Source organism: Polymorphospora sp. NPDC050346, from assembly GCF_040655695.1.
GTDB classification, from domain to species: Bacteria; Actinomycetota; Actinomycetes; order Mycobacteriales; family Micromonosporaceae; genus Polymorphospora; species Polymorphospora lycopeni.
The window spans coordinates 265027-289538 of sequence record NZ_JBFAKM010000004.1; the positions used below are offsets into that span (position 1 = coordinate 265027).

The 24512-nt window shown below is 73.1% G+C and carries 19 protein-coding genes and 2 pseudogenes; 12 read left to right on the forward strand and 9 right to left on the reverse strand.

All coding sequences use genetic code 11. The annotated features are described in order from the left end of the window. Positions 1-142: 142 nt before the first annotated feature. Complete coding sequence (locus AB0I42_RS06740) at positions 143-1096, forward strand: endonuclease/exonuclease/phosphatase family protein (protein ID WP_357534838.1); 954 nt, start codon at positions 143-145, stop codon at positions 1094-1096. A gap of 25 nt (positions 1097-1121) precedes the next feature. Here the strand turns inward: AB0I42_RS06740 and AB0I42_RS06745 are convergent, their stop codons facing one another. Then, a complete protein-coding gene (locus tag AB0I42_RS06745; protein WP_357534879.1) occupies positions 1122-1556 on the reverse strand; it encodes an OsmC family protein in 435 nt (144 codons plus the stop codon). Positions 1557-1903: 347 nt separating this feature from the next. On the opposite strand from AB0I42_RS06745, the gene AB0I42_RS06750 reads away from it, so the two are divergent. Continuing rightward, positions 1904-2497: a signal peptidase II gene (locus AB0I42_RS06750; RefSeq protein ID WP_357534840.1), complete on the forward strand. Its 594-nt coding sequence runs from the start codon at positions 1904-1906 to the stop codon at positions 2495-2497. Positions 2498-2641: 144 nt separating this feature from the next. On the opposite strand, the pseudogene AB0I42_RS06755 reads toward AB0I42_RS06750, so the two are convergent. From AB0I42_RS06755 to AB0I42_RS06765, 3 genes and pseudogenes are all read right to left on the reverse strand, one after another. Then, positions 2642-2779: pseudogene (locus AB0I42_RS06755) on the reverse strand (trypsin); the annotation flags it as partial. A 64-nt stretch (positions 2780-2843) separates the two neighbouring features. Further along, positions 2844-4319: an ATP-binding protein gene (locus AB0I42_RS06760; protein ID WP_357534842.1), complete on the reverse strand. Its 1476-nt coding sequence runs from the start codon at positions 4317-4319 to the stop codon at positions 2844-2846. Continuing rightward, positions 4297-5052 carry a response regulator transcription factor gene (locus AB0I42_RS06765; RefSeq protein WP_357534881.1) on the reverse strand — a complete coding sequence of 252 codons (756 nt, stop codon included), beginning with the start codon at positions 5050-5052 and terminating at the stop codon, positions 4297-4299. The genes AB0I42_RS06760 and AB0I42_RS06765 overlap by 23 nt, the downstream gene beginning before the upstream one ends. A gap of 322 nt (positions 5053-5374) precedes the next feature. Between AB0I42_RS06765 and AB0I42_RS06770 the strand changes: the two genes are divergently transcribed. From AB0I42_RS06770 to AB0I42_RS06780, 3 genes are all read left to right on the forward strand, one after another. Further along, positions 5375-6268, forward strand: a complete 894-nt coding sequence (locus AB0I42_RS06770; protein ID WP_357534843.1) for an arginase family protein — start codon at positions 5375-5377, stop codon at positions 6266-6268. A gap of 223 nt (positions 6269-6491) precedes the next feature. Beyond that, positions 6492-6692 (forward strand): hypothetical protein, encoded by a 201-nt coding sequence (locus tag AB0I42_RS06775; RefSeq protein ID WP_357534844.1) that lies wholly within the window; start codon positions 6492-6494, stop codon positions 6690-6692. 6 nt (positions 6693-6698) lie between these two features. Beyond that, on the forward strand, positions 6699-7418 hold the full coding sequence (locus AB0I42_RS06780) for a helix-turn-helix domain-containing protein (RefSeq protein WP_357534846.1): 720 nt from the start codon (positions 6699-6701) through the stop codon (positions 7416-7418). Positions 7419-7499: 81 nt separating this feature from the next. On the opposite strand, the gene AB0I42_RS06785 is transcribed toward AB0I42_RS06780, so the two are convergent. Further along, positions 7500-7892, reverse strand: a complete 393-nt coding sequence (locus AB0I42_RS06785; protein WP_357534847.1) for a VOC family protein — start codon at positions 7890-7892, stop codon at positions 7500-7502. 210 nt (positions 7893-8102) lie between these two features. Here AB0I42_RS06785 and AB0I42_RS06790 point away from each other — a divergent pair, with 210 nt between their 5' ends. Further along, positions 8103-9386 carry a citrate synthase gene (locus AB0I42_RS06790; protein WP_357534849.1) on the forward strand — a complete coding sequence of 428 codons (1284 nt, stop codon included), beginning with the start codon at positions 8103-8105 and terminating at the stop codon, positions 9384-9386. A 461-nt stretch (positions 9387-9847) separates the two neighbouring features. Here the strand turns inward: AB0I42_RS06790 and glgB are convergent, their stop codons facing one another. Together glgB and AB0I42_RS06800 are read right to left on the reverse strand one after the other, a co-directional pair. Next, positions 9848-11713: a 1,4-alpha-glucan branching protein GlgB gene (gene glgB, locus AB0I42_RS06795; protein WP_357534850.1), complete on the reverse strand. Its 1866-nt coding sequence runs from the start codon at positions 11711-11713 to the stop codon at positions 9848-9850. Between the two features lie 92 nt (positions 11714-11805). Continuing rightward, positions 11806-13107: a glycosyltransferase family 4 protein gene (locus AB0I42_RS06800; RefSeq protein WP_357534883.1), complete on the reverse strand. Its 1302-nt coding sequence runs from the start codon at positions 13105-13107 to the stop codon at positions 11806-11808. 489 nt (positions 13108-13596) lie between these two features. Here AB0I42_RS06800 and glgX point away from each other — a divergent pair, with 489 nt between their 5' ends. From glgX to treZ, 3 genes are read left to right on the forward strand one after another with little or no spacing between them, the layout of a single operon-like run. After that, a complete protein-coding gene (gene glgX, locus AB0I42_RS06805; protein WP_357534852.1) occupies positions 13597-15714 on the forward strand; it encodes a glycogen debranching protein GlgX in 2118 nt (705 codons plus the stop codon). Position 15715: 1 nt separating this feature from the next. Next, positions 15716-18148: a malto-oligosyltrehalose synthase gene (treY, locus tag AB0I42_RS06810; protein WP_357534854.1), complete on the forward strand. Its 2433-nt coding sequence runs from the start codon at positions 15716-15718 to the stop codon at positions 18146-18148. Further along, positions 18145-19884, forward strand: a complete 1740-nt coding sequence (gene treZ, locus AB0I42_RS06815; protein WP_357534855.1) for a malto-oligosyltrehalose trehalohydrolase — start codon at positions 18145-18147, stop codon at positions 19882-19884. The genes treY and treZ overlap by 4 nt, the downstream gene beginning before the upstream one ends. A gap of 61 nt (positions 19885-19945) precedes the next feature. On the opposite strand, the gene AB0I42_RS06820 is transcribed toward treZ, so the two are convergent. Next, entirely contained in the window at positions 19946-21001 is a 1056-nt protein-coding gene (locus AB0I42_RS06820; protein WP_357534857.1) for a DMT family transporter, read from the reverse strand. Between the two features lie 215 nt (positions 21002-21216). On the opposite strand from AB0I42_RS06820, the gene AB0I42_RS06825 reads away from it, so the two are divergent. After that, positions 21217-21555, forward strand: coding sequence for a DUF3817 domain-containing protein (locus AB0I42_RS06825; protein WP_357534859.1), 339 nt, complete (start codon positions 21217-21219; stop codon positions 21553-21555). Between the two features lie 40 nt (positions 21556-21595). Here AB0I42_RS06825 and AB0I42_RS06830 read toward each other — a convergent pair whose 3' ends face one another. Continuing rightward, complete coding sequence (locus AB0I42_RS06830) at positions 21596-22141, reverse strand: hypothetical protein (RefSeq protein ID WP_357534861.1); 546 nt, start codon at positions 22139-22141, stop codon at positions 21596-21598. Between the two features lie 212 nt (positions 22142-22353). On the opposite strand from AB0I42_RS06830, the gene AB0I42_RS06835 reads away from it, so the two are divergent. Continuing rightward, positions 22354-23478, forward strand: a complete 1125-nt coding sequence (locus AB0I42_RS06835) for a Vms1/Ankzf1 family peptidyl-tRNA hydrolase (protein ID WP_357534884.1) — start codon at positions 22354-22356, stop codon at positions 23476-23478. Positions 23479-23649: 171 nt separating this feature from the next. Continuing rightward, a pseudogene (locus AB0I42_RS06840) lies at positions 23650-24512 on the forward strand (hypothetical protein); the annotation flags it as partial.

A 24512-nucleotide genomic window follows, 5' to 3' on the forward strand; every position in this document is an offset into this window, starting at 1 on the left:
TTCCGTCGGCCGTCTCCCTCGGTGGGTGCGATCCGGCTGCCTCGCCTGTCCGGCCGATCTATGACTCGGCCGACTGGCTGATAGTCGGGTCGGTCGGGCGGGTGGCGGTCTTGCTCACCCTCTTGCCGGGTACGATCCTGCCGTGGTCTTGAGCAAGATCAACAACTCGGCCGGTCGGCCACCGGCACCCACCCCGTCCCGTCGCGGCGGACTCGTCATCACCGCCGCGCTGCTCCTGGCCCTCCTGCTCGCCGGCTACCGCTTCGTACCCAACGTGCGCGGCCTGGGCAGCATGCTCGACAGCGTCGCCCCGTTCCTCGGCATCGCCGTACCGATCCTGGCCCTGATCGCCCTGCTGCGCCGGGCCCGCCTCGCCCTGGCCGTCGTCCTCGTGCCCGGCCTGCTGTGGGCCGGCCTCTTCGGCGCCGCCTGGCTGCCGTTCGGCGGCGGCGGGCCGGTCCAACTCCGCGTCGTCAGCCAGAACCTCCAGGCCGGCAACCCCGAGCCGGACGGCGCCGTACGCGCCCTCGTCGACATCGACGCCGACATCATCGGCCTGCAAGAAGTGTCCGGCGGCATCCGCGGCACCATCGCCGACACCCTCGCCGACCGCTACCCGCACCAGGCGTACGTCTCCACCGTCGCACTGTGGAGCCGCTTCCCGATCCGCGGCTACGTCGGCGTCGACACCGGCCTCGACTGGACCCGCGCCCTGCGGGCCGTCGTCGCCGCCCCGCAGGGCGACGTCGTCGTCTACGTCGTCCACCTCGGCTCCGCCCGGATCGGCGACACCAGCGTCCGCGACCACACCATCGCCACCCTCGCCGGCCAACTGCGCGGCGACGACGCCGAACGGCTCGTCGTCCTCGGCGACCTCAACACCGCCGCCAGCGACCGGGTGATCACCCCACTGACCGACCAGCTCTCCGACGCACAGGCCGACGCCGGCTGGGGAATGGGCTTCACCTGGCCCTCGGCACTGCCGGTCACCCGCCCCGACCACGTGCTCTACCGCGGCCTGACCGCCGCGTCCGCCGACGTGGTGCGTACCCCCGGCAGCGACCACCGCGCGGTCACCGCCGGCTTCCGCTTCTGACCGCCGCCGCAACCGGCGGCGGCCGTCACCCGCCGGAGACGACCGCCGGTACGACGGTCAGCGTGTGCCGCGGCTCGCCGGTGCTCGGGAACGGCCACAGCCGGTCCGCGCCCCGCGCCAGATCGGTCAACTGCTGCCGGGTCAGCCCCGCCGAGCCGACCGTGGCCTGCACCTCGGCCCGGTAGCGCCCGTCGGGGTCCCGGGCCAGCCTCGCCCGCGCGTTCACCCGTACGGTGTGCGACTCGTCGCCGATGCCCGCCGCCGCCTCCACCGCCGCGTGGTGCAGGCAGGACGCGAACGCGGCGGCGAGAAGCTGCTCCGGCGTCAGCCCGGTGCAGTGGTCCGCCAGCGGCGACGCCAGCGCCGTGGACAGCTCCCCGTCGTCGGTACGGACCCGGCCGCCCTCGGCCGTCGCGCTGGCCTCGAACGCCCCGTCCCCGGTCGACTCCCTGTGCGCCATGGTCACGACCTCCCGCTTCTCCGCCATCCGGCCTACCCGCCCAACGCCCCACCTAACAACCGCACCCCACCCGCGCCGGCGGGCCGGCCGCGCGCTCCTGGAGCGCGCGCCGCGGGAGGGCGCGCGGCCGGGAGCGCGCGGCCGGGAGCGTTGATCAAGGAGTTGCTGTGCGGCGAAAGGTGCGAACCGGGCACGGTTGGTCCTCGATCGGCGGGGTGTGGGCTCGCCGGGGCCGGCACGCAGGGCGGGCCGGGGCCGGCACGCAGGCGGGGCCGGCCGGGCGGAGAGCGGGGGCGGCGCGGAAGGCGCCGGGCCGGCCTGCGGACGAACAGTGAGAGGATCGTCGGGTGACGGACGAGCAGTCGAAGACCGACGACGCCGCCCCCGCGGCCGTCGACACCACCACGACCACGCCCCGGGCGCAGCGGTGGACCCGCCACGCGCCGTGGATCGCGGCCCTCATCGCGGTCACGGTGATCACCACCGACCAGCTCTCGAAGATGTGGGCGGAAGGCAGCCTCACCCGTGGCGAGCGCACCCCGCTCGTCGGTGACGCACTGGGTATCCAGCTCACCTACAACCCGGGCGCGGCCTTCTCGATCGGCTCGGGCGCGACGTGGATCTTCACGGTCCTGACCGCCGCCGGTGTGGTCGCGGCGGCCTGGTACGCCTGGCGGGTGCGGTCCCGGGTGTGGGCGATCTGTCTCGGCCTGGTGCTCGGCGGGGCGACCACCCACCTGCTCGACCGGCTGCTGCGTGAGCCGTCGTTCGGGCAGGGACACGTCGTCGACTTCATCGCGTACTTCGACTGGTTCATCGGCAACGTCGCCGACATCGCCATCTTCTTCGGCGCGGTCATGTTCTTCGCGCTTACCGTCTTCAACATCGCGATGCACCCCGAGCCCGCGGATGAGCCGGAGCCGTCCACCCACGGCGCGTAGCAGCCGCCACCGGCCCTCCCTGATCCGCGTGATCAGGGAGTACGTCGCACGTGTCGGCGGCGCGCCGCGCCCGAAACCCTCTGATCACGCGGATCATCACGAGCCCTGACCGGCCTGCGCGAGCAGCCGGGTGACGACCGACCCGGCGGTGTCCGACGGGATCGCGAAGCCCACACCGATGTTCCCGGTGTCCGCACCGGTGGTGGCGATCGCCACCGTGATCCCGACGACCCGCCCGGCGGTGTCGACTACCGCGCCACCGGAGTTGCCGGCGTTGACTGGCCGCGGACTCCTGTCCGGCGGTGGGCTCCCGTTCGGCGCCGGCGCAGGTCCGGCCAGCGCGGACCTAGGCCGGCAGCCGCACCGTGAAGACCGTCCGACCCGGGCGGCTGTCCACACCCACCCGCCCGGCATGCGCCTCCACCACCGCCGCCACGATCGCCAGGCCCAGCCCCGTACTGCCGGCCGCCCGCGACCGCGACGTGTCACCCCGCGCGAACCGCTCGAACACCTCCGGCTGCAACTCCGCCGGAATCCCCGGCCCGTCGTCGGCCACCGTCAACACCGCACCACCCGCCGGCTCCGCCGCCAACGTCACCGTCACCGACGTCCCCGCCGGGGTGTGCGTACGCGCGTTCGCCAGCAGGTTCGCCAACACCTGGTGCAGCCGCGCCCGGTCCCCGGCGACCGTCACCGCCTCCTCCGGCAGCACCAGGTTCCACCGGTGCTCCGGACCGGCCACGTGCGCGTCACTGACCGCGTCGACGACCAGCGCCGACAGGTCCACCGGCTCGCTGGCCAGCGGCCGGCCGGTGTCGAGCCGGGCGAGCAGCAGCAGGTCGTCGACGAGCACCGTCATCCGCAGGCTCTCCGACTCCACCCGGCGCAGCGCGTGCGCCACGTCCGGCGGCACCGCGTCCCGCCCCCGTCGCGTCACCTCCGCGTAGCCGCGGATCGCCGCCAGCGGCGTACGCAACTCGTGGCTGGCGTCGGCGACGAACTGACGTACCCGGGTCTCGCTGGCCTGCCGGGCGGCGAGCGCCGCGCCGACGTGCCCCAGCATCCGGTTCAGCGCCGCGCCCACCTGACCGACCTCGGTCCGCGGATCGGTGTCCGCCGCCGGCACCCGTACGGACAGCGCCACCTCGCCCCGGTCGAGCGGCAACTCGGCGACCCGGCCCGCCGTCGCCGCGACCCGGCGCAACGGCCGCAACGCCCGGCCGATGATCAACACGCCGGCGCCCCCGGCCAGCAGCAGCCCGGCCCCGGCGATCGTGGCCTCCGCCGCCACCATGCCGAGCAGGGTGTCCTCGACGCTCGACAGCGGCAACCCGGTCACCGTCACGGCACCGTTCGGCAGCTCCCTCGCCAGCAGCCGGTAGCGGCCGAGCGTACCCAGGTCGCGGCTGCGCGGCTCGCCGTCCGGGGGCAGCGCCGCCAGCGTCACCCGGGCGTCGCCCGGCACGTCCGACACACCACTGGTGCTGTCGACGTCGCGTACGGCCGCCGCCACCCGCCCGTCCCCGGCGACCGCGGCCAGCGTGCCCGGCGGCTGGCCGACGAGCTGCCGGCGCAGCTCGAAGTCCGGGCGCAGGTCACGCGGCGGCCCGCCACGCCGCTCGGTGGCCGTCAACTGCTGGTCGACCTGGCCGACCAGCGTGTGCCGCAACGCGACCGTGGTGACCACACCCACGCCCAGACAGACGGCGGCGAGCAGCCCGATGACGGCGGCGAGCAGCTTCGCCCGCAACGACCACCCGGCCAGCGGCCGCCACCGCCGGCCGGCCTCCGGCCCGCCGTCAGACCGCGGGCTTGAGGACATACCCGGCGCCGCGCAGCGTGTGGATCATCGGCTGCCGGCCCACGTCGATCTTCTTCCGGAGGTACGAGATGTACAGCTCGACGACGTTGGCCTGCCCCCCGAAGTCGTAGCTCCACACCCGGTCCAGGATCTGCGCCTTGCTCAACACCCGGCGCGGGTTACGCATCAGATAGCGCAGCAGCTCGAACTCGGTCGCCGTCAGCGTGATCAGGTCACCGCCCCGGCGCACCTCGTGGCTGTCCTCGTCGAGACTCAGGTCGCCGACGGCCAGCACCGCCTCGTCCCGGGCCGTCACACCGACCCCCGACCGCCGCATCAACGCCCGCAGCCGCGCCACGACCTCCTCCAGGCTGAACGGCTTGGTGACATAGTCGTCACCGCCGACCGTCAGCCCCGCCACCCGGTCCTCGACCGCGTCCTTCGCCGTCAGGAACAGCACCGGCACCGACGGCGCCTGCCCCCGCAGCCGCCGCAACACCTCGAACCCGTCCAGGTCCGGCAACATCACGTCGAGTACGACCGCGTCCGGCTGGAACTGCTTCGCCGTACGCAGCGCCGCCATGCCGTCCGGGGCGCTGCGTACCTCCCAGCCCTCGTAGCGCAGCGCCATCGACAGCAGGTCGGCCAGCGTCGGCTCGTCGTCGACGACCAGCACCCGTACGGGATCACCGTCCGGGCGCCGCAACTCGACATGCTTGGTGGATCGGGCGGCACCGGCCGATCGGGCATCCATGGTCACCATGTCCCTCATCCTGGCCGCGCCCGCTGTGCCGGCACTGGATGTTCTCTGTGTAGCACCTGTGCGGGCCATCGGATGTCGTATCCGCCGTGCTCAGCAGGTACGGGACCGGCCCGGATCCGAACCTGGGTGCCGCTCAGGGGCGCGGTCGGGATCGGTGAAAGACCGGACTGGGCACGGAACCTGCCGTTAGCGTGCAGGCCAGGTGTGCGGGCAGGGCGGCAGGCGCGGCTGGCGCGACCCGGCCGGCGTGGTGGTGCGGCGCGTGACGGCGTGCGGGAGTGGTCCGCGCGCCTTGCTGGCGAGGGAGTCGACGGTGCCGGAACTGGCGATGATCGAGGCGCCGTCGGTGCTGGGGCTGCGGCCCGGTGGCGTGGAGGACCTGCCGGCGGCGCTGCTCGACGCCGGTCTGCGAGACCTTCCTGGAGCGGTGCCGGGCGGCCGGGTCGAGGCGCCGGCGTACGACCCGGAGCGGGACCCCGAAACGGGGATTCTCAACGGCGGCGGGATCGCGCGATACAGCGTCGCGCTGGCTGACGTGGTCGGCGCGGTCCTCGCCCGCGGTCGCTTTCCCGTGGTCCTCGGCGGTGACTGCACCATCCTGCTCGGCAACCTGCTCGCCCTGCGCCGCCGTGGGCATCACAGCCTGCTCTTCGTCGATGGGCACACCGACTTCTACCAGCCGGCCGTCGAGCCGAGCGGCGAGGCGGCGTCGATGGATCTCGCGCTGGCGACGGGCCGAGGGCCGCAGGTGCTCAGTGACATCGAGGGTCGCGGGCCACTGGTGCGCGACGAGGACGTAGTGGCCTTCGGCTTCCGTGACAGCGCGGAGTCGGCGCGGGCCGGGATGCAGCCGCTGCCGCCGTCGCTGCGCACGATCGATCTCGAGGGTGTACGCGCAGCCGGCGCGGCGATGGCGGCGCGGCAGGCCGTCGACTGGCTTTCTGCCGGTCCCGGCTCCGGCTACTGGGTCCATCTCGACGTCGACGTCCTCGACGACGCCGTCATGCCCGCCGTTGACTACCGTCTGCCTGACGGGCTGACCTGGGCCGAGCTGGAGACCGTACTGCGGACGGCGATGTCGAGCGGTCAAGCGGTCGGCCTCGACGTGACAATCTTCAACCCCCGCCTCGACCCCGACGGACGAATCGCCGTACGGCTGGCCGAGTGTCTACGCCAAGGGCTGTCGGCTCTGCCCGACCGTGTTTGACCGCGCGTCGGATCAGGCTCGAAGAGCAGGCGGTGGCGAGGCGTGACGGGGGTGGCGGTGTGGACGGTGTTCAGGCTGCGGCGCCCTGGGCGACGATGCGACCGTCGCGCACGGCGACGAGGTGGGTGGCGTAGCGGCAGGCGTGGTTGAACGGCGCCGACCTGCGGTTCGGCGGCGGGCGCGGCAGGGAATGATGTCCTCAACAGGACCAGGGAGGGCTCTCGTGGAAGGCAAGGGCGGTTCGCTCGCCACCGGAATGGTGTTCGGCATCGTGATGGGCGCCATGATCGGCTTCGCCATGGACAACCTGGCGATCGGGCTGGGGATAGGTGTCGCCCTCGGCGTGGCGTTCGGGGTCGCGGTCGGCGCCGGCGGCGGCCGTGGCAGCGGCGCCGACCAGGGCACCGATCCCGACCGGCCCTGACACACCGTGTACGGCGAACAGCCCTCCGCCGTCCCCGGCACGGTCCGGTGGCGCGGCGCTGGCGCCGGTGACGACCACGAGGTGCGGGTACTGCCGGACGGCTGCATGGACCTGATGTGGTCCGACCGCGGCGGGCTACTGGTCGCCGGCCCCGACACCGTCGCGCACCTCGCGACCCGACGCGACGGCGAGACCACGATCGGGTTACGGTTCCCGCCCGGCACCGGCCCGGCCGTGTTCGGGCTGTCCGCCCACGAGTTGCGTGATCAACGGGTGCCGCTGGCCGACCTGTGGCCGGCCGCGGACGTACGCCGGCTGGCCGGGCTGGTGGCCCGCTCGCCGTACCCGGGTCGGGTCCTGGAGGCGGCGGCGCTGGACCGGCTGCGGGCCGGACCGGGCCCGGACCCGCTCGCCGGTGAGGTCGTCGCCCGGCTGCGCGCCGGGCGGTCGGTGGCCGCGACCGCCGCCGCGGTCGGCCTGGGGGAGCGGCTGCTGCACCGCCGCAGCCACGCCCTTTTCGGGTACGGTCCGAAGACGCTGGCCCGGATCCTGCGGATGCGTCGGGCGCTGGCGCTGGTCGACGCCGGCCGGGCGGCGGCCGAGGTGGCCGTGACCGCCGGGTACGCCGACCAGGCGCACCTGGCCCGGGAGATCAAGGCGCTGGCCGGGGTGCCGCTCGGGGTGCTGCGCCCGCGGCGACCTGACCGGCCGATCGCGGCAGCCTGACCAGCCCACCGCGGCGGGCGGACCGGGCGCGGTGGGCTGACCGGCCGACCGCGGTCCGGGGCGCGGTCGCGGCGGTGCGGGTCAGCCGAGCGCGGCGTAGAGGTCGACGCTGTTGCCGTCCGGGTCGTAGACGATGGCGTACCGCTGGCCCCAGAAGGCGTCCCACGGCTCGCGGTGGCTCTCGTGGCCGCTGGCGGTCAGTTCGGCGTGGACCCGGTCGACGTCGGCCGGGCTGTCGCAGCGGAAGGCGAGGCTGATCCGGCCCGCCCTGGCCGGCGGCGGGGTGAAGTCGGGATCGATCTGGCGGGCCACCTCTTCGGTGTCCCAGGCGAGCCGGAAGCCGCCGTCGAGGGTGACCTCGACGTGTTGCTCGGTGTCGGCGGCGGGGATGTCCAGGCCGAGGCGCCGGTAGAAGGCGAGCGAGCGGCCCATGTCGGCGACGAGAAGTCCGATAAAGTCGAATTTGACTGCCATGTGGCTCACGCTAGCGGCGGTCGGGGGGCGGGGTCTTGAACGAATCGGACCGGTGTGCCGCGCAACCCCTCCGGGTACCCGGTTCGGAACCGGTTCGCAACATGCGTGACGCAGACCTCACCCAAAACCATCGCTGTCGGGTTTCCGTCACGCACGTTTACCGTAAACATGGGCTTTCAACGAAGATCTGCCGGCGAAGCGAGGGACCACATGACAGATGTCAAGCTCGAACACCCTGGCGGACAGCTTTCGATGCCGGTGAACCCGGCCGTCGAGGGTCCCGCGGGAATCGGCGTCGGTAAACTCCTGGCGGAGACAGGTCACGTCACATACGACCCGGGCTTCGTCAACACGGCGGCCTGTTCGTCGAAGATCACATACATCGACGGTGACGCCGGTATCCTGCGTTACCGCGGCTACCCGATCAACGAGCTGGCCGGTAAGGCGTCGTTCCTGGAGACGTCGTACCTGCTGATCTACGGCGAGCTGCCGACCGCCGACCAGCTCGCGGCCTTCACCGAGAAGGTCCAGTTACACACGATGCTGCACGAGGACTTCAAGCGGTTCTTCGACGGCTTCCCCCGCGACGCCCACCCGATGCCGGTGCTGTCGTCGGCGGTCTCCGCGCTGTCGACCTTCTACCAGGACAGCCTCGACCCGTTCGACGCCGACCAGGTCGAGATCTCCACGGTACGGCTGATGGCGAAGGTGCCGACGATCGCGTCGTACGCCTACAAGACCTCGATCGGCCAGCCGCTGCTCTACCCGGACAACGCGCTCGGCTACGTCGACAACTTCCTGCGCATGACGTTCGGGGTGCCGGCCGCGCGGTACGAGGTCGACCCGGTCGTCGCCCAGGTGCTGGACATGCTGCTGGTCCTGCACGCCGACCACGAGCAGAACTGCTCGACCTCGACCGTACGGCTGGTCGGCTCCGGCCAGGCCAACCTGTTCGCGTCGGTGTCGGCCGGTGTGAACGCCCTCTTCGGCCCGCTGCACGGCGGCGCCAACGAGGCGGTCCTGCAGATGCTCGGCGCCATCCAGGCCGACGGCGGTGACGCGGCGAACTTCGTACGCCGGGTCAAGGCCAAGGAGCAGGGCGTCAAGCTCATGGGCTTCGGGCACCGGGTCTACAAGAACTACGACCCGCGGGCCGCGATCGTCAAGCAGGCCGCGCAGGACGTGCTGTCCCGGATGGCCAAGCCGGACCCGCTGCTCGACATCGCGATGAAGCTCGAGGAGATCGCGCTCGCCGACGACTTCTTCGTCTCGCGCAAGCTCTACCCGAACGTCGACTTCTACACCGGCCTGATCTACAAGGCGATGGGTTTCCCGACGAAGATGTTCACCGTGCTGTTCGCGCTCGGCCGGCTGCCCGGCTGGATCGCGCAGTGGCGGGAGATGATCAACGACCCGGAGACCAAGATCGGTCGCCCGCGCCAGCTCTACATCGGTTCGCCGGAACGCGAGTTCGTCCCGATCGAGAAGCGCTGACCCGACGCTCGACCCGGCCGCCGTGCCGCCCGTGTAGGCACGCCGGCCACCGCGCCACCTCCGCCGCCGCCCGCGCGCCGATCAAGGCAATGTATCGGACGGGTCGCCCCGCGCGACCCACGATTGCTCCTTGATCAGCGCACCCGGGCGGCGGTCGCGTGTGCGCGGCGGATGGCGGTGGCGTGTGCGGCGGGCGGCGGTCGCGTGCGCGGCGGGCGCGTGTGGGGTCGGCAGGCTCCGTGCGTGGGGGCGCACCGCAACTCTGGCGCGATCAAGGGGATGTGTCAGGCAAAACGGCCGCCGTGACCCACGATTAGTCCTCGATCAACGCGAGCGGGGCGGGCCGCCCGCACGTCCGGCACGATCAAGGGGATGTACCGGGCAAAACGCCCGGAGTGACCCACGACTTCTCCTTGATCAACGCGCGCAGGGGGCCGCCCGCGCGCAGAGGGGCGCGCCGGTCACTCCTGGGTGGGCTTTGACGGGCGGAACCAGACCGCGGCGTACGGGCCGATCTGCACCGTCGCCGACGTCCGCAGGCCGTGCGTCGCCGGCCCGTCGGCGTCGACGGCGCCGAAGTTGCCGACCCCGGAGCCGCCGTACGTGGCCGCGTCGGTGTTGAGCACCTCGTCCCAGCGCCCCTCGACGGGCAGCCCGATCCGGTGGTCGTTGCGCGGCACCCCGGAGAAGTTGACCACGCAGGCGAGCACCGAGCCGTCGGCGCCGTGCCGCAGGAAGCTGAGCACGCTGTTGGCGGCGTCGTCGCCGGCGATCATCCGGAAGCCGGCCGGGACGGTGTCCTGCGACCACAGTTCGGGGCCGTCGCGGTAGATCCGGTTGAGGTCGCGCAGCAGGTCGGTGACGCCGCGGGCGCCGGGGTCGGCGAGCAGGCCCCAGTCGAGGCCGCGGTGCTCGCTCCACTCGCGCTCGTCGGCGAGTTCGCTGCCCATGAAGAGCAGCTGCTTGCCGGGGAACGACCACATGTAGGCGAGGAAGCCGCGCAGGCCGGCGAGGCGCTGCCAGCGGTCGCCGGGGAACTTAGCGGTCAGCGAACCCTTGCCGTGTACGACCTCGTCGTGGCTGATCGGGAGCAGGAACTGCTCGTCGAAGGCGTAGATGCCGGGGAAGGTCAGTTCGCCGTGGTGGTAGGAGCGGTAGAGCGGGTCGCGCGACAGGTAGTGCAGGGTGTCGTGCATCCAGCCCATGTTCCACTTCAGGCCGAAGCCGAGGCCGTCCCAGTCGACGGGGCGGGAGACCTTGGGCCAGGCGGTGGACTCCTCGGCGATCATGACGACGCCGGGGTGCAGCCGGTAGACGGCGGAGTTGAGGTCGCGCAGCAGGGCGATCGCCTCGGTGTGCGAGTTGCCGCCCTCGGCGTTGGGCAGCCACTGCCCGTAGCCGCGGGAGTAGTCGAGGTAGAGCATGGAGGCGACGGCGTCGACCCGTAGGCCGTCGATGTGGAACTCCTCCAGCCAGTACAGCGCGTTGGCGATCAGGAAGTTGCGGACCTCGGGCCGGCCGTAGTCGAAGACGAGGCTGCCCCAGTCGGGGTGTTCGCCGCGGCGCGGGTCGGGGTGCTCGTACAGCGGGGTGCCGTCGAAGCGGGCCAGCGCCCAGGCGTCGCGCGGGAAGTGGGCCGGCACCCAGTCGAGCAGTACGCCGATGCCGGCCTGGTGCAGCCGGTCGACGAGGTGCCGGAACTCGTCGGGGGAGCCGAACCGCGCGGTCGGGGCGTAGTAGCCGGTGACCTGGTAGCCCCAGGAGCCGCCGTACGGGTGCTCCATGACCGGCATCAGTTCGACGTGGGTGAAGCCGAGGTCGGTGACGTACGCGGTGAGCTGGTCGGCGAGTTCACGGTAGTTCAGGCCGGGGCGCCAGGAGCCGAGGTGCACCTCGTAGACCGACATCGGGCGGGCGTGGTGGTTGGTGGCGACGCGGCGTTCGGCGAGCCAGTCGCCGTCGTCCCAGCGGTACCGCGAGGTGGTGATGACCGACGAGTTGAACGGGGGGCTCTCGGTGCCGCGGGCCATCGGGTCGGCGCGATCGACCCACTGCCCGTCGGCGCCGTGTATCCGCAGCTTGTAGCGCTGGCCGGGTTCGGCGCCGGGGACGAACACCGACCAGACGCCGCTGTCGCCGACGCGGTCCATCACCGCGCCGTCGTACGGGCCCCAGCCGGTGGCGTCGCCGACGACCCGTACCTCGCGGGCGTTGGGTGCCCACACCGAGAACCGGGTGCCGCCGTCGCCGGGGTGGGCGCCGAGCATCTGCCAGAGTCGTTCGTGGCGGCCCTGCGCGAACAGGTAGAGGTCGAGTTCGCCGATCATCGAAACAGTATTGGGCACCGGGGCCGATGCCGCGTGCGGCACGTCGGTCCCCGACGCGGTATTCGCGGGCCGGGTCGGGTGCAGCGGGTCGGTCATCGGCCGCCGACCGCCGCGAGCAGGTTGCCCTCGCGGATCTTGAGCTGGGGGCGGCCCTGGGCCATCCGGGCCTCGGCCTGCTCGGCGGCGAACGCCGGGGCGTGCGCGATGGCGGCGGAGTACGTGGCGGCGGTGCGGTGTGCGATCGACGACCAGCCGTACCGGTCGTGGACCATGGTGCGGGCCTCCCGGGCGAGCCGGCGGGCCCGGTCGCCGTCGGAGAGCAGGGAGCTGACCGCGTCGGCGAGGCCGTGCGGGTCCTTCGGGGCGAAGGTCATGCCGTTGACGCCGGGCTCGATGATCTCGGCGAGCCCGCCGGTGGCGGCGACGGCCAGCGGTACGCCGGCGGCGGCGCCCTCCAGCGCGACCATGCCGAACGGCTCGTAGATGCTGGGCACCGCGAAGCAGTCCGAGGCGGCCATCATCGCCGGCAGTTCGACCCCGCCGAGGAAGCCGGGGAAGCTGACCGTCTCGCGCAGTCCGAGGCGGTCGATGTCGTTCTCCAGTTCCTGCCGGTACGGCCCGTCGCCGGCGATGACGACGCGCAGGCCGGGGTGCTGTTCCTTCAGCTTGGGCAGGCCGGCGATCAGGTGCTGGACGCCCTTCTCGTAGACCAGCCGGCCGGCGAAGGTGACCAGCGGGCCGTCGCCGGCGAAGCGCTGCCGGGCGGCGGCGACGGCGCTGGCCGGTACCTGCCAGCGGTGCGTCTCGACCCCGTTGGGTACGACGTCGACCCGGCCGGCCGGTACGTCGAACAGGCCGGTGACCTCGTCGCGCATGTAGCCGGAGCAGACGATGACCCGGTCGGACTCCTGCGACAGCCACCACTCCATGGAGTGGATCGACCGGTTCATCTCCTCGGGCAGCCAGCCCTGGTGCCGGCCGGCCTCGGTGGCGTGGATGGTGGTGACCAGCGGCAGGTCGAGGTGCTCGGACAGCGAGACGGCGGTGTGCGCGACCAGCCAGTCGTGGGCGTGGATGACGTCGTACTCGCCGGACTGCGCGGCCCGCAGCGCGGCCCGGGTCAGGGTGTGGTTGAACGCCATGGTCCAGGCCAGCAGGTGGGAGGTGGCCAGCGGGAACGTCACCGGGTCCTCGGGGGCGCGGACGATGCGGACCCCTTCGGCGTACTCCTCCAGCGGCGCGCCCTCGGCGTGCCGGGTGACGACGGTGACCTCGTGGCCGGCGGCGGCCAGGGCGACGGAGAGCGCGTGTACGTGACGACCCAGCCCGCCGACGAGTACCGGCGGGTACTCCCAGGACAGCATCAGGATGCGGCGGCGGCTGTCGGGGGCCATCCCGCCGGCGGTCGGCAGACCGGTGGCGGGGGCGGCGTGGTGCGTGCGGGAGGTGAGGTTCGGACGGCAGGGGCCGTCCGTCGTGACCGGGGCGTTGTCGGCGCCGACCCGCAGGGTCGTCACATCGATCTCCATCCATGAATTGGCGCGTGTTTCGCCGGCACCACTGACGGCGCGAGCAGGTTGAGGTGTGGCCGAACGGCCTGGTGGGTTGGAAAAGGGTGGCCGAAAGGCCGGGTGGGTCCGGCGCCGCCGCGGTGCGTCGCTCGTTCCCGCTACAAGGAAACGGCACGCCACCGCGAATCGCATCCCGAAACGCCCGGATGGTGACCGATGACACCCGATCGATTGTCGTGGTGCAAGCGTGGGCCTGTCGCAATCGGTCGAACGGCTGGATTGAGGCTACCGTCGACTGGGCATTAGTCCTGCCGCACGCCGGTGGCCCGCGTCACCGGCGTGCTCGGCGACCCCGCGTAAACGAGGAGCACCATGCAGGTCTGGCCGGGTCAGCGGTATCCGTTGGGCGCCACGTACGACGGCACCGGAACCAACTTCGCGATCTTCTCCGAGGTCGCCGACTCGGTCGAGCTGTGCCTGTTCGACGAGTGGGGGCTGGGCAACGAGCGCCGGGTGAAGCTGCACGAGGTCGACGCCTACGTCTGGCACGGCTACCTGCCCGGCGTCCAGCCCGGACAACGCTACGGCTACCGCGTCCACGGCCCGTACGACCCGGCGCGGGGACTGCGGTGCAACCCGAACAAGCTGCTGGTCGACCCGTACGCCAAGGCGGTCGACGGCGACGTCCACTGGCACCCGGCGGTCTACGGCTACGAGCTGGACGACCCCGGCCGGATGTCGCAGGCCGACTCGGCACCGTACGTGCCGAAGTCGGTCGTGGTGAACCCGTACTTCGACTGGGCCAACGACCGGCTGCCGAGGATCCCGTACCACCGTTCGGTGATCTACGAGGCGCACGTGCGCGGGCTGACCATGCGCCACCCCGCCATCCCGCCGGAGCTGCGCGGCACGTACGCCGGCATCGCGCACCCCGACATGATCAAGCACCTCACCCGGCTCGGCGTCACCGCGATCGAGCTGATGCCGGTGCACCAGTTCGTCCACGACCACCGGCTGGTCGACATGGGGATGCGCAACTACTGGGGCTACAACACGCTCAGCTTCTTCGCCCCGTACCACGGCTATTCCGCCCTGGGGAACCTCGGCCAGCAGGTCCAGGAGTTCCGCGGCATGGTCCGGGCCCTGCACGCCGCCGGCATCGAGGTCATCCTCGACGTGGTCTACAACCACACCGCCGAGGGCAACCACCTCGGCCCGACGCTCGGTTTCAAGGGCGTCGACAACCACAGCTACTACCGGCTGTCCGAGGAGTCCCCGGAGCACTACGTCGACTACACCGGCACCGGCAACAGCCTCAACGTACGCAGCCCGCACTCGCTGCAACTGATCATGGATTCGCTGCGGTACTGGGTGCAGGAGATGCACGTCGACGGGTTCCGGTTCGACCTGGCCGCCACCCTCGCCCGCGAGTTCTACGACGTCGACCGGCTCTCGACGTTCTTCGAGGTCATCCAGCAGGACCCGGTGATCAGCCAGGTCAAGCTGATCGCCGAACCGTGGGACATCGGCCCCGGCGGCTACCAGGTCGGCAACTTCCCGCCGGTGTGGACCGAGTGGAACGGCAAGTACCGCGACACCGTACGCGACTTCTGGCGCGGCGAACCGAACACCCTCGCGGAGTTCGCCTCCCGGATCTCCGGCTCCGCCGACCTCTACCAGGACGACGGCCGCCGGCCGGTCGCCAGCATCAACTTCGTCACCTGCCACGACGGGTTCACCCTGGCCGACCTGGTGTCCTACAACGAAAAGCACAACCAGGCCAACGGCGAGGACAACCGCGACGGCGAGAGCCACAACCGGTCCTGGAACTGCGGGGTCGAGGGACCCACCGACGACCCCGACGTGCTGGCGCTACGGGCCCGGCAGCGGCGCAACTTCCTGGCCACCCTCATGCTGTCGCAGGGCGTGCCGATGATCGGGCACGGCGACGAACTCGGCCGCACCCAGCACGGCAACAACAACGCCTACTGCCAGGACAGCGAACTGGCCTGGATCGACTGGGACAACGTCGACGAGCAGCTGATGGCCTTCACCCGCGAGCTGACCGCCTTCCGGGCCCGGCACCAGGTCTTCCGCCGCCGCCGCTTCTTCACCGGGCTGCCGGTCAAGACCCGCACCGCCGGGGCACCACTGCCCGACCTGACCTGGTTCACCCCCGGCGGGCGGGAGATGACCGGCGAGGACTGGGGCAACGACTTCGGCCGCGCCGTCATGCTCTTCGTCAACGGCGAGGGGATCAAGGAACGCGGCCCGTACGGCCAGCGCCACGTCGACAGCTCGTTCCTGCTGCTGTTCAACGCCCACGACCAGGCGCTGGACTTCGTCGTACCCGGCCACGACTACGGCCAGAAGTGGGAACGGGTGATCACCACCGCGGAGCCCGGACCGGACGAACCGAAGGTGGTCGAGGCCGGCGGGATGGTCGTCGTACCCGACCGCTGCCTCGTCGTGCTCGACCGGACCATCTGAGATGCCCACCGCCGACCCCGGGCCTGCCGTCGGCGCTCCGCCCGCCGCCGGTCCCCGGCCCGCCGCCGGCGCTCCGCCTGCCGCCGGTCCCCGGCCCGCCGACCGCACCGCGCCGGGCGGGCCGCCGACGGCCACCTACCGGGTGCAGGTGCGGCCCGGCTTCGACCTCGGCGCGACCGCCGCCCTCGCCGACTACCTCGCCGACCTCGGCGCCAGCCACCTCTACACCTCGCCGCTGCTGACCGCCGCCCCCGGCTCCGCGCACTGCTACGACGTCGTCGACCACCGGCGGGTCGGCCCGGAGATCGGCGGCGAGGCCGGCCGCCGGCAGCTCGCCGCCGCCCTGCGCGACCACGGCCTGCGGCTGCTGGTCGACATCGTGCCCAACCACGCCGGTGTCGCCGTACCGGCGGCCAACCCGGCCTGGTGGGACGTGCTGCGCGCCGGCCGCGAATCGCCGTACGCCACCTGGTTCGACATCGACTGGTCCCGCGGCCGGCTGCTCCTGCCGGTGCTGGCCGACCAGCCCGACGCCCTCGACGACCTCAAGATCGTCGACGGTGAGCTGCGCTACCACGAACACCGCTTCCCGATCGCCGACGGCACCGGCCCGGACGGTGCCCCGGACACCCCCGGCACCGCCCACCGGGTCCACGACCGGCAGCACTACGAGCTGGTCTCCTGGCGGCGCGGCGACGCCGAACTGACGTACCGGCGGTTCTTCGCCGTCTCCGAACTGGCCGGCCTGCGCGTCGAGGACCCCGCCGTCTTCGCCGCCACCCACGCCGAGATCCTGCGCTGGGTCGCCGTCGGCGACGTCGACGGCATCCGGGTCGACCACCCCGACGGGCTGCGCGACCCGGCCGGCTACCTCGCCCGGCTGCGCGCCGCCGCCCCGCACGCCTGGCTGCTGATCGAGAAGATCCTCGAACCCGGCGAGGAACTGCCGGCCTGGCCGGTCGACGGCACCACCGGCTACGACGCGCTCGCCGAGGTGACCGACCTCTTCGTCGACCCGGCCGGCGAGGCCGCCTTCACCACCCTGGACACCCGGCTCACCGGGCGGGCCACGTCCTGGCCCGAACTGACCCACGCCGGCCGGCTCGCCGCCGCCACCGAACTGCTCGCCACCGAACTGCGCCGGCTCGCCCGGCTCGCCCCCGACCTGCCCGACGCCGGGCCGGCACTCGCCGAACTCGCCGCCAACTACCCGGTCTACCGGTCGTACCCGCCGGACGGGCTGCGACATCTCGCCACCGCCCGCGCCGAGGCCGGCCGGCGCCGGCCCGACCTCGCCGCCACCCTCGACACGCTGACCGCCCGGCTGCGCGACCCCGGCGACGAACTCGCCGCCCGGTTCCCGCAGTTCTCCGGCGCCGTCATGGCCAAGGGCGTCGAGGACACCGCCTACTACCGGTGGACCCGGTTCGTCGCCCTCAACGAGGTCGGCGGCGACCCGGCCCGCTTCGGCCGCCCCGTCGCCGACTTCCACACCGCCGCCGCCCGCCGCCAGGAACGCTTCCCGCTCGGCATGACGACGCTCTCCACCCACGACACCAAACGTGGCGAGGACGTCCGGGCCCGGCTCGCCGTACTCGCCGAGATGCCCGGGACCTGGTCCGCCGCCGTCGACCGGTGGACGGCCGCCGCACCGCTGCCCGACCCGGCCTTCGCCCACCTGCTGTGGCAGACCGTCGCCGGCGCCTGGCCGATCGAACGCGAACGGCTGCACGCGTACGTCGAGAAGGCGGCCCGCGAGGCGGCCACCTCGACGAACTGGACCAGCCCCGACGTCGACTTCGAACGGACCCTGCACGCCGTCGTCGACCGGATCTACGACGACCCGGCGCTGCGCGCCGACGTGACCGACCTGGTCGACACGATCACCCCCGCCGGCTGGTCGAACGCGCTGGGGCAGAAACTCGTGCAGCTCACGATGCCCGGCGTACCCGACGTCTACCAGGGCACCGAGCTGTGGCAGAACAGCCTCGTCGACCCCGACAACCGGCGTCCGGTCGACTTCGCGGCCCGCCGCGACCTGCTCGCCCGCGTCGACGCCGGCCGGCAGCCCGACGTCGATGCCACCGGTGCGGCGAAACTGCTGGTCGTCGCCCGGACCCTGCGGCTGCGCCGGGACCGGCCCGACCTGTTCACCGGATACCGGCCGGTGGCCGCCGACGGGCCGGCGGCCGACCACGTCGTCGCGTACGACCGGGGCGGCGCGGTCGCCGTCGCCACCCGGCTGCCGCTCGGCCTGACCCGGCTCGGCGGATGGGATCACACATTCCTTCCCTCATCACGGTCCGTTGTCGATACGTTCACAGGACGGGTCTACAGTGAGTCCCGGATAGCCGTTGCCGAACTGCTCGACCGGTATCCCGTCGCCCTGCTCACGCCCGCCGAAACCCCTGCTCGTCCACTGGTGAGGCCATGACTGAATTCTGTGTGTGGGCGCCGGCGGCATCCCGGGTGCGCCTGCGGATCATCGGAGAGCCCGACCGCGACCTCACCGCCGGTGACGGTGGCTGGTGGACGCTCGACGTGCCCGACGCCGGACCCGGCACCGACTACGCCTACCTGCTCGACGACGACGAGCAGGCCCTGCCCGACCCCCGCTCTGCCTGGCAGCCGGCCGGCGTGCACGGGCCGAGCCGGGTCTACGACCACGCCACCCACCGCTGGGGCGACCAGGACTGGACCGGCCGCCAACTGCCCGGCAGCGTCCTCTACGAACTGCACATCGGCACGTTCACCCCGGACGGCACCTTCGACTCGGCGATCGAGCGCCTCGACCACCTCGTCGAACTCGGCGTCGACCTGGTCGAGCTGCTGCCGGTCAACGCCTTCAACGGCGACCACAACTGGGGCTACGACGGCGTCTGCTGGTTCGCCCCGCACCAGATGTACGGCGGCCCGGACGGGCTCAAACGCTTCGTCGACGCCTGCCACCGGCGGGGCCTGGGGGTGGTCCTCGACGTCGTCTACAACCATTTCGGGCCCTCCGGGGCGTACGCGCCGATGTTCGGGCCGTACCTGGCCGAGACCGGCGGCAACACCTGGGGACGCACGATCAACCTCGACGGCCCGCACTCCGGCGAGGTGCGCCGCTACATCATCGACAGCGTGCTGATGTGGCTGCGCGACTACCACGTCGACGGGCTGCGCCTCGACGCCGTGCACGCGCTGAGCGACCACGGCGCCGTGCACCTGCTGGAGGAACTCGCCGTCGAGGTCGAGGCCCTGTCGACGCACGTCGGCCGGCCACTGTCGCTGATCGCCGAGTCCGACCTCAACGACCCGAAGCTGATCACCCCGCGCGAGGCCGGCGGCCACGGCCTGCACGCCCAGTGGAACGACGACGCCCACCACGCCCTGCACAGCCTGCTCACCGGCGAGCGGCAGGGCTACTACGCCGACTTCGGCTCGCTGCAGTGCCTGTCCGACGTGCTCACCGGCGCGTTCTTCCACGCCGGCACCTGGTCCAGCTTCCGGGGCCGGGTGCACGGCCGGCCGGTCGACCGCACCCGCACCGCCGGCCACCGGTTCGTCGCCTACCTCCAGAACCACGACCAGATCGGCAACCGGGCGACCGGCGACCGGATCTCGGCCACCCTGTCGCCGCACCTGCTGCGGGTCGGCGCGACGCTGCTGATGACCGCCCCGTTCACCCCGATGCTGTTCATGGGGGAGGAGTGGGGGGCCACCACGCCGTGGCAGTTCTTCACCAGCCACCCGGAGCCGGAACTGGCCGCCGCGGTCGCCGACGGCCGGCGTCGCGAGTTCGCCGCGCACGGCTGGCCCGAGGGCGACGTGCCCGACCCGCAGGACCCGGGCACGTTCGCCCGGTCCCGGCTGGACTGGGCCGAACTCGACAAGCCCGAGCACCGCGAGACGTACGACTTCCACCGGCGGCTGATCGCGTTGCGCAGGAGCCGGCCGGATCTCACCGATCCCCGGCTGGACCGGGTCGAGGTGCGTCACGGCGACCAGTTCGTCGTCGTACGGCGCGGCCGTACGGTGGTCGCCGCGAACCTGGCGCCGCGGGCGCAGCGGATCACCCTGCCCGGCCTGGTGCGGTCGGTGCTGCTGGCCAGCCGTGGCGGGGTCACGGTGATGCGGGACGTGGTCGAGCTTCCGCCGGAGTCGGCGGTGGTCGTCGCCGCCTCCTGAACCGCCGCCGTTCCGGGCGGCTGACCGGCGGGCGGCTGACCGCCGGGGCCGGTCCCGCCGGTCAGCCGCCCGCCGGGCCGGTGGCCTCCACCGCCTCGGCGACGACCGGGCCGGCCGCTGCCGGGGCCATCCCGACCGGGGCGACGATGATCGCCGGCCCGGTGGCAGTGCCCGGGTCGGCGTGCCCGCCGACGCCGGCCGGGACCGCACCGGGTGGCGCCGGTGCCGGGGCGGGGCGGGACAGCAGGACGACGCCGTGCGCGGCCAGCGCCGCCGCGGCCAGTGCCACCAGCGCACCGGCGAAGCCGGCGACCGACCCCTCGCCGAGCATCGTCACGCCGATCACCGCCGAGGCGACCGGGTTGGAGAGCGTGACCACGGCCAGGGGAGCGCCGAGCCCCGACCCGCGGTAGGCGACCTGCGACAGCAGCAGCCCCGCGGTCGCCATGGCGGCCAGCGCCACCGACAGCGGCGACAGCAGACCGGCCGCCCCGTCCTCGGCGAACCGCCGGGTGACGGTCTGGGTCAGCGCGGACGCGACCGCGAACGACACCCCGGACGCGGTCGCGTACAGCACCGCGCGCAGCGCCGGCCGGGCGCCGCCGGCCAGCAGGCACAGCGCGACGACCGCCGCCGTCGCGACCGCCACCACGGTCCACGCCCCGCCGGTGCCGAGCGACTCGCCGCCGCTCGCCGGCGCGATCAGGAGCAGCAGGACGACCAGGCCGGCCACCGTCGCCAGCGCGCCCCGCCAGTGCACGGCCGCGACCCGTCGCCCGACCAGGAACGCGCCGATCGGCAGCGCCAGGACCAGGGTGAGTACGCCCAGGGGCTGCACCACCGACAGCGGGCCGTAGGCGAGGGCGCCGACGTGCAGCAGGCCACCCGCGCTGTTGAGTGCCACCGAGTACCACCAGCCGCGCCGGGTCATCAGCCGCAGCAGCGGCGCCGGGCCGGCCGCCAGCCGCTGCTGGAGCACCGCGCCCAGCGCGTACGCGCCAGCCGACGCCACCGCCAGCGCGACCGAGATCAGCAGGGCACCCTCGGGCAGGTCACCGGCGGGCAGCGGGGCGGCGGCCAGCAGGCCGCCGGGTGTCGGAAGGTCGCCGGTGTTCACGGGCGGGTGACCTGGAGGCGGATCATGAACACATGATGCTCGCCTTGCGGGCCGTCCGCGTCCACCACCCGGTGGCAGTCGGCGTACGCCGGCTGTCGTACGTCGTACCGTCGTCTCCTACCTCAGGGTGACCGGGCTCTCGCCGGGGTGCGGCCGGTGGCGGCCGCCGCGCGCCGGCCGCCTAGGATTCCGGCTCGACGACTTCGGGAGGAACCATGCGCCGTACGGCGATGACGCTGTTCGTGGTCGCGGCGATCGCGGAGGCGATCTCCTGGCTGGCCCTGCTCGCCGGGATGGCGGCCAAGTACGGCCCGCCGCAGAACGAGATCGGGGTGCAGATCTTCGGCCCGATCCACGGCGGCCTGTTCATGGTCTACGTCGCCCTGGTGCTGGTGGTGTCGCGGCTGAACCGGTGGAGCTGGCCGGCGACGCTCGTGGCGCTGGCCTGCGCGGTGCCGCCGTTCGCCACGTTGGTGTTCGAGCGGTGGGCGCAGCGGCGCGGGATGCTGCGCGCCGGGAGTGCGGCCGAACCCGCCCCGGCACCGGCCGGCTGAGCGGCCGGTTCCGCCGCCGCCGGCTCCGGCCGCGCGGCTGTCAGCGGGTGAGGGTGCAGGCGGCCACCGCGCCGACCAGCATCAGCCCGAGGATGGCCTGCAGCACCAGCGCCGGTCCCAGGTGCGACCAGACGGTCGGGATCCGCGGGGTCAGCAGTTGACCGGTGGTGAGGTTGACGATCCGTTCCACCCGCGGCGGCAGTTCGCCGTCCTTCTGCCGGCGTACGGTCACCTGGATGTGGTCGGCCGGTTCCAGGGCGCTCTGCGGCAGGTGGCCGTGGATCTCGACCTCGTGCAGGACGCCGTCGCCGTCGCGCATCCGTAGCGGCGTGACCAGGAACTCCGGTCCCTTGCGCAGTTGCTTCCAGCGCCGCCGGGTGCCGGCGCGGCCGGTGCCGGCCTGGAGCACCGACTTGACCAGCAGCGCCGCCATCTGGGCGACGCCGGCGGCGGCGAGGACCGCCATCAGTACGGGCTGGCCGACCTTGATCTCGCGGGCGTAGCCGGGGTTGAGCCGGCTGACCCGGCCGGTGACGATCCGGGCGCGGGGATGCACCACACGTTCGGGAAAGAGTTCCCTGTCCATCCCGCCCCCCAAGCATCGGTCGGCCGCTTCGCCGGTCGGCGACCACCCGTCGGACCGCCGCCGTCACCAGCTATCGCTAGCACCCAGCGTCCGCGATCCCTTACGGATTGTATCGATCGGCGTGGGTGAATGGAATGAATGAATTCCGCTCATGTTCCGGTGACAGGCGGTCCGGCGCGGGTATGCCGCTCCCAGACGGAGAGGGGTTGACCATGGACCTGTCGTTCCTGCAGCCGATCTACGCCCGCCCCGGGCCGTGGGCCTCGGTCTACCTGGACGCCTCCCGTAACACCGAGGACGGCGCGATCAGCTTCGAACTGCGCTGGCGGGGCCAGCGTGAGCAGCTCGAGGCCGCCGGGGCGCCGGCCCACACCGTCCGCGCCCTCGAACGCGCCGTACTCGGACACTCGCCCCGGACCGGCACGTACGGCATCGCCGCGTTCGCCGCCGACGGCGAGGTCACCCTCCTGCAGTACCTGCCCGCCCCACCCCGCGTCGACGTGGCCGCGTACGCCCCGCTGCCGCACGCCATGCCCGCCGTCGCCGGCCGCGGCGAGGAGGTCGCCTGGCTGCGCGTCGTCGCCGACCGCACCGGCGCCAGCGTCGACGGCGTACACAGCGGCTCCCTCGCCCGGCGCGCCCAGATCCGGGGCAGCGAGAGCTACCCGATCCGGCGGGTCAAACCGGGCGGCTGGGCCCAGTCCCGCTTCCAGCGCGAGGCGGCCACCGTCTGGAAGCGCAACGCCGGCGACAGCGCCGCCGCGACCGCCGAACTCGCCGGAACCGTCGGCGCCGAGGTCGTCGTCGTCGGCGGCGACCCGCAGGCCCGCCGGATGCTGGTCGACCAGCTCCCGGCCTACTGGCGCAGCCGGGTCGTGGAAACCGACATCGGCTCCCGGGCCCCCGGCGGCGATCGCGGCCACCTCGACGACATCACCATCCAGGCCGTCGCCGACATCGCCGAACGGCACACCACCGACGCCCTCGACCGGTACGGCGTACAGCAGGAGGCCGCCACCGGCCTGTCCGCCGTCGTCGACGCCCTCCAGCGGGCCCAGGTCGACACGCTCCTGCTGGTCGACGACCCGTCCTCGACCGCCCGGCTCTGGATCGGCCCCGAACCGACCCAGATCGCCACCGACGCCGACCGGCTGCGGCAGATGGCCGTCGCCGACCCCGTCCAGGTACGCGCCGACGCCGCCCTGGTCCGTGCCCTCGCCGGCACCGACGCCGACCTGGTGCTCGTCGACCCCGACGAGGCACCCCTCGACGACGGCCTCGGCGCCGTCCTGCGCTACGTCGACGCCAGCACCTCCACGGTCCACCAACGGCCGTGACGACCCGCCCCGGCCGGCCCACCCACCCGGTCGGTCGGGCCCGCCCACCACCCGCGTCGCCCCGCGAATGCCGGAACGTGCCGAACCGGACCCGGAACGTTTGAAGTCCGGTCCGGCGGGAAGCCGCGCCGCGACAGGAGCGCGAGGAGAGGCGGGCACCCGGTGCGGGAGATGCAGGACTGGCTGGTCACCGGCGGCCCACCGGAACCGGAACGGGTGATGGCGCCCGACAGCACCAGCCGGGTGCTGCTGGCCGCCACGTCCCGGGCACTACGCGGCCGGGACTGCGCCGACCTGGCGTACCTGCCGCTGCTGACCCGCTTCCGGGGCGCCCCCGAACCGGTGCGCCGGGCCGCGGTCGCCCGCGCCGGCACCCGCGCCGCCCTGGCCCCGCCACAGGTCGCCGAGGTCGACGTCGAGGCGGTCGCCCGCTGGATCGTCGACCACTACCCGCGCCGCGACTACCCCGGCGTCGTCATCGGCTCACCCCACGGGGCGGCCGTACACCTCGCGACCGCGCTCGGCGTGCCGTGGCTGCCCGCCGGGTTCGAGATCTCCGTACAGTGGCCCGGCGGCGCCGTCGACGACCCCGCCCGCGCGCTGGCCCACGGCTCCCGGGTCGCCCCCGGCCTGCTCGCCGCCAACCCCGCGGCCATCGCCGTACGGCAGGTGCACGACCCCGCCGGCCGTGGCGTGCTCGCCGGCGCCACCCTCACCCTCTTCGTACGGTGGTCGCGGCTGCCGGACGCCTACCGCGGCTTCCTGCGCGACCGGCTCGCCCCGGCCACCCCGGTCCTGCTGCTGCGCGACGCCCGGACCTGGCCGGTACTCGACGCCGGCGGCGGGCACACCTTCCAGGTCGGCGCCCCCGGCAGCGGCCTCGACGCCGCCGAGCTGCGCTGCGACAGTGACCTGTTCGACCGGGTGCTGCGCGCCGTCGGAGGCGACGGGGCACGCTGGGACCCGCCCGCCGCGTCCTGCCCCGACGCGTACGCCGAACACGGCATCGACCCCGGCCTGGAGACCAGCCTGCG

Coding starts and splice junctions, on each gene's coding strand:
- AB0I42_RS06745 (WP_357534879.1), bottom strand. CDS start 1,556: ATGGCGCACAGGGAGTCGACCGGGGACGGGGCGTTCGAGGCCAGCGCG.
- AB0I42_RS06785 (WP_357534847.1), bottom strand. CDS start 7,892: ATGGCAGTCAAATTCGACTTTATCGGACTTCTCGTCGCCGACATGGGC.
- AB0I42_RS06765 (WP_357534881.1), bottom strand. CDS start 5,052: ATGGATGCCCGATCGGCCGGTGCCGCCCGATCCACCAAGCATGTCGAG.
- AB0I42_RS06790 (WP_357534849.1), top strand. CDS start 8,103: ATGACAGATGTCAAGCTCGAACACCCTGGCGGACAGCTTTCGATGCCG.
- treY (WP_357534854.1), top strand. CDS start 15,716: ATGCCCACCGCCGACCCCGGGCCTGCCGTCGGCGCTCCGCCCGCCGCC.
- treZ (WP_357534855.1), top strand. CDS start 18,145: ATGACTGAATTCTGTGTGTGGGCGCCGGCGGCATCCCGGGTGCGCCTG.
- AB0I42_RS06830 (WP_357534861.1), bottom strand. CDS start 22,141: ATGGACAGGGAACTCTTTCCCGAACGTGTGGTGCATCCCCGCGCCCGG.
- glgX (WP_357534852.1), top strand. CDS start 13,597: ATGCAGGTCTGGCCGGGTCAGCGGTATCCGTTGGGCGCCACGTACGAC.
- AB0I42_RS06825 (WP_357534859.1), top strand. CDS start 21,217: ATGCGCCGTACGGCGATGACGCTGTTCGTGGTCGCGGCGATCGCGGAG.
- AB0I42_RS06835 (WP_357534884.1), top strand. CDS start 22,354: ATGGACCTGTCGTTCCTGCAGCCGATCTACGCCCGCCCCGGGCCGTGG.
- AB0I42_RS06800 (WP_357534883.1), bottom strand. CDS start 13,107: ATGGCCCCCGACAGCCGCCGCCGCATCCTGATGCTGTCCTGGGAGTAC.
- AB0I42_RS06760 (WP_357534842.1), bottom strand. CDS start 4,319: ATGTCCTCAAGCCCGCGGTCTGACGGCGGGCCGGAGGCCGGCCGGCGG.
- glgB (WP_357534850.1), bottom strand. CDS start 11,713: ATGATCGGCGAACTCGACCTCTACCTGTTCGCGCAGGGCCGCCACGAA.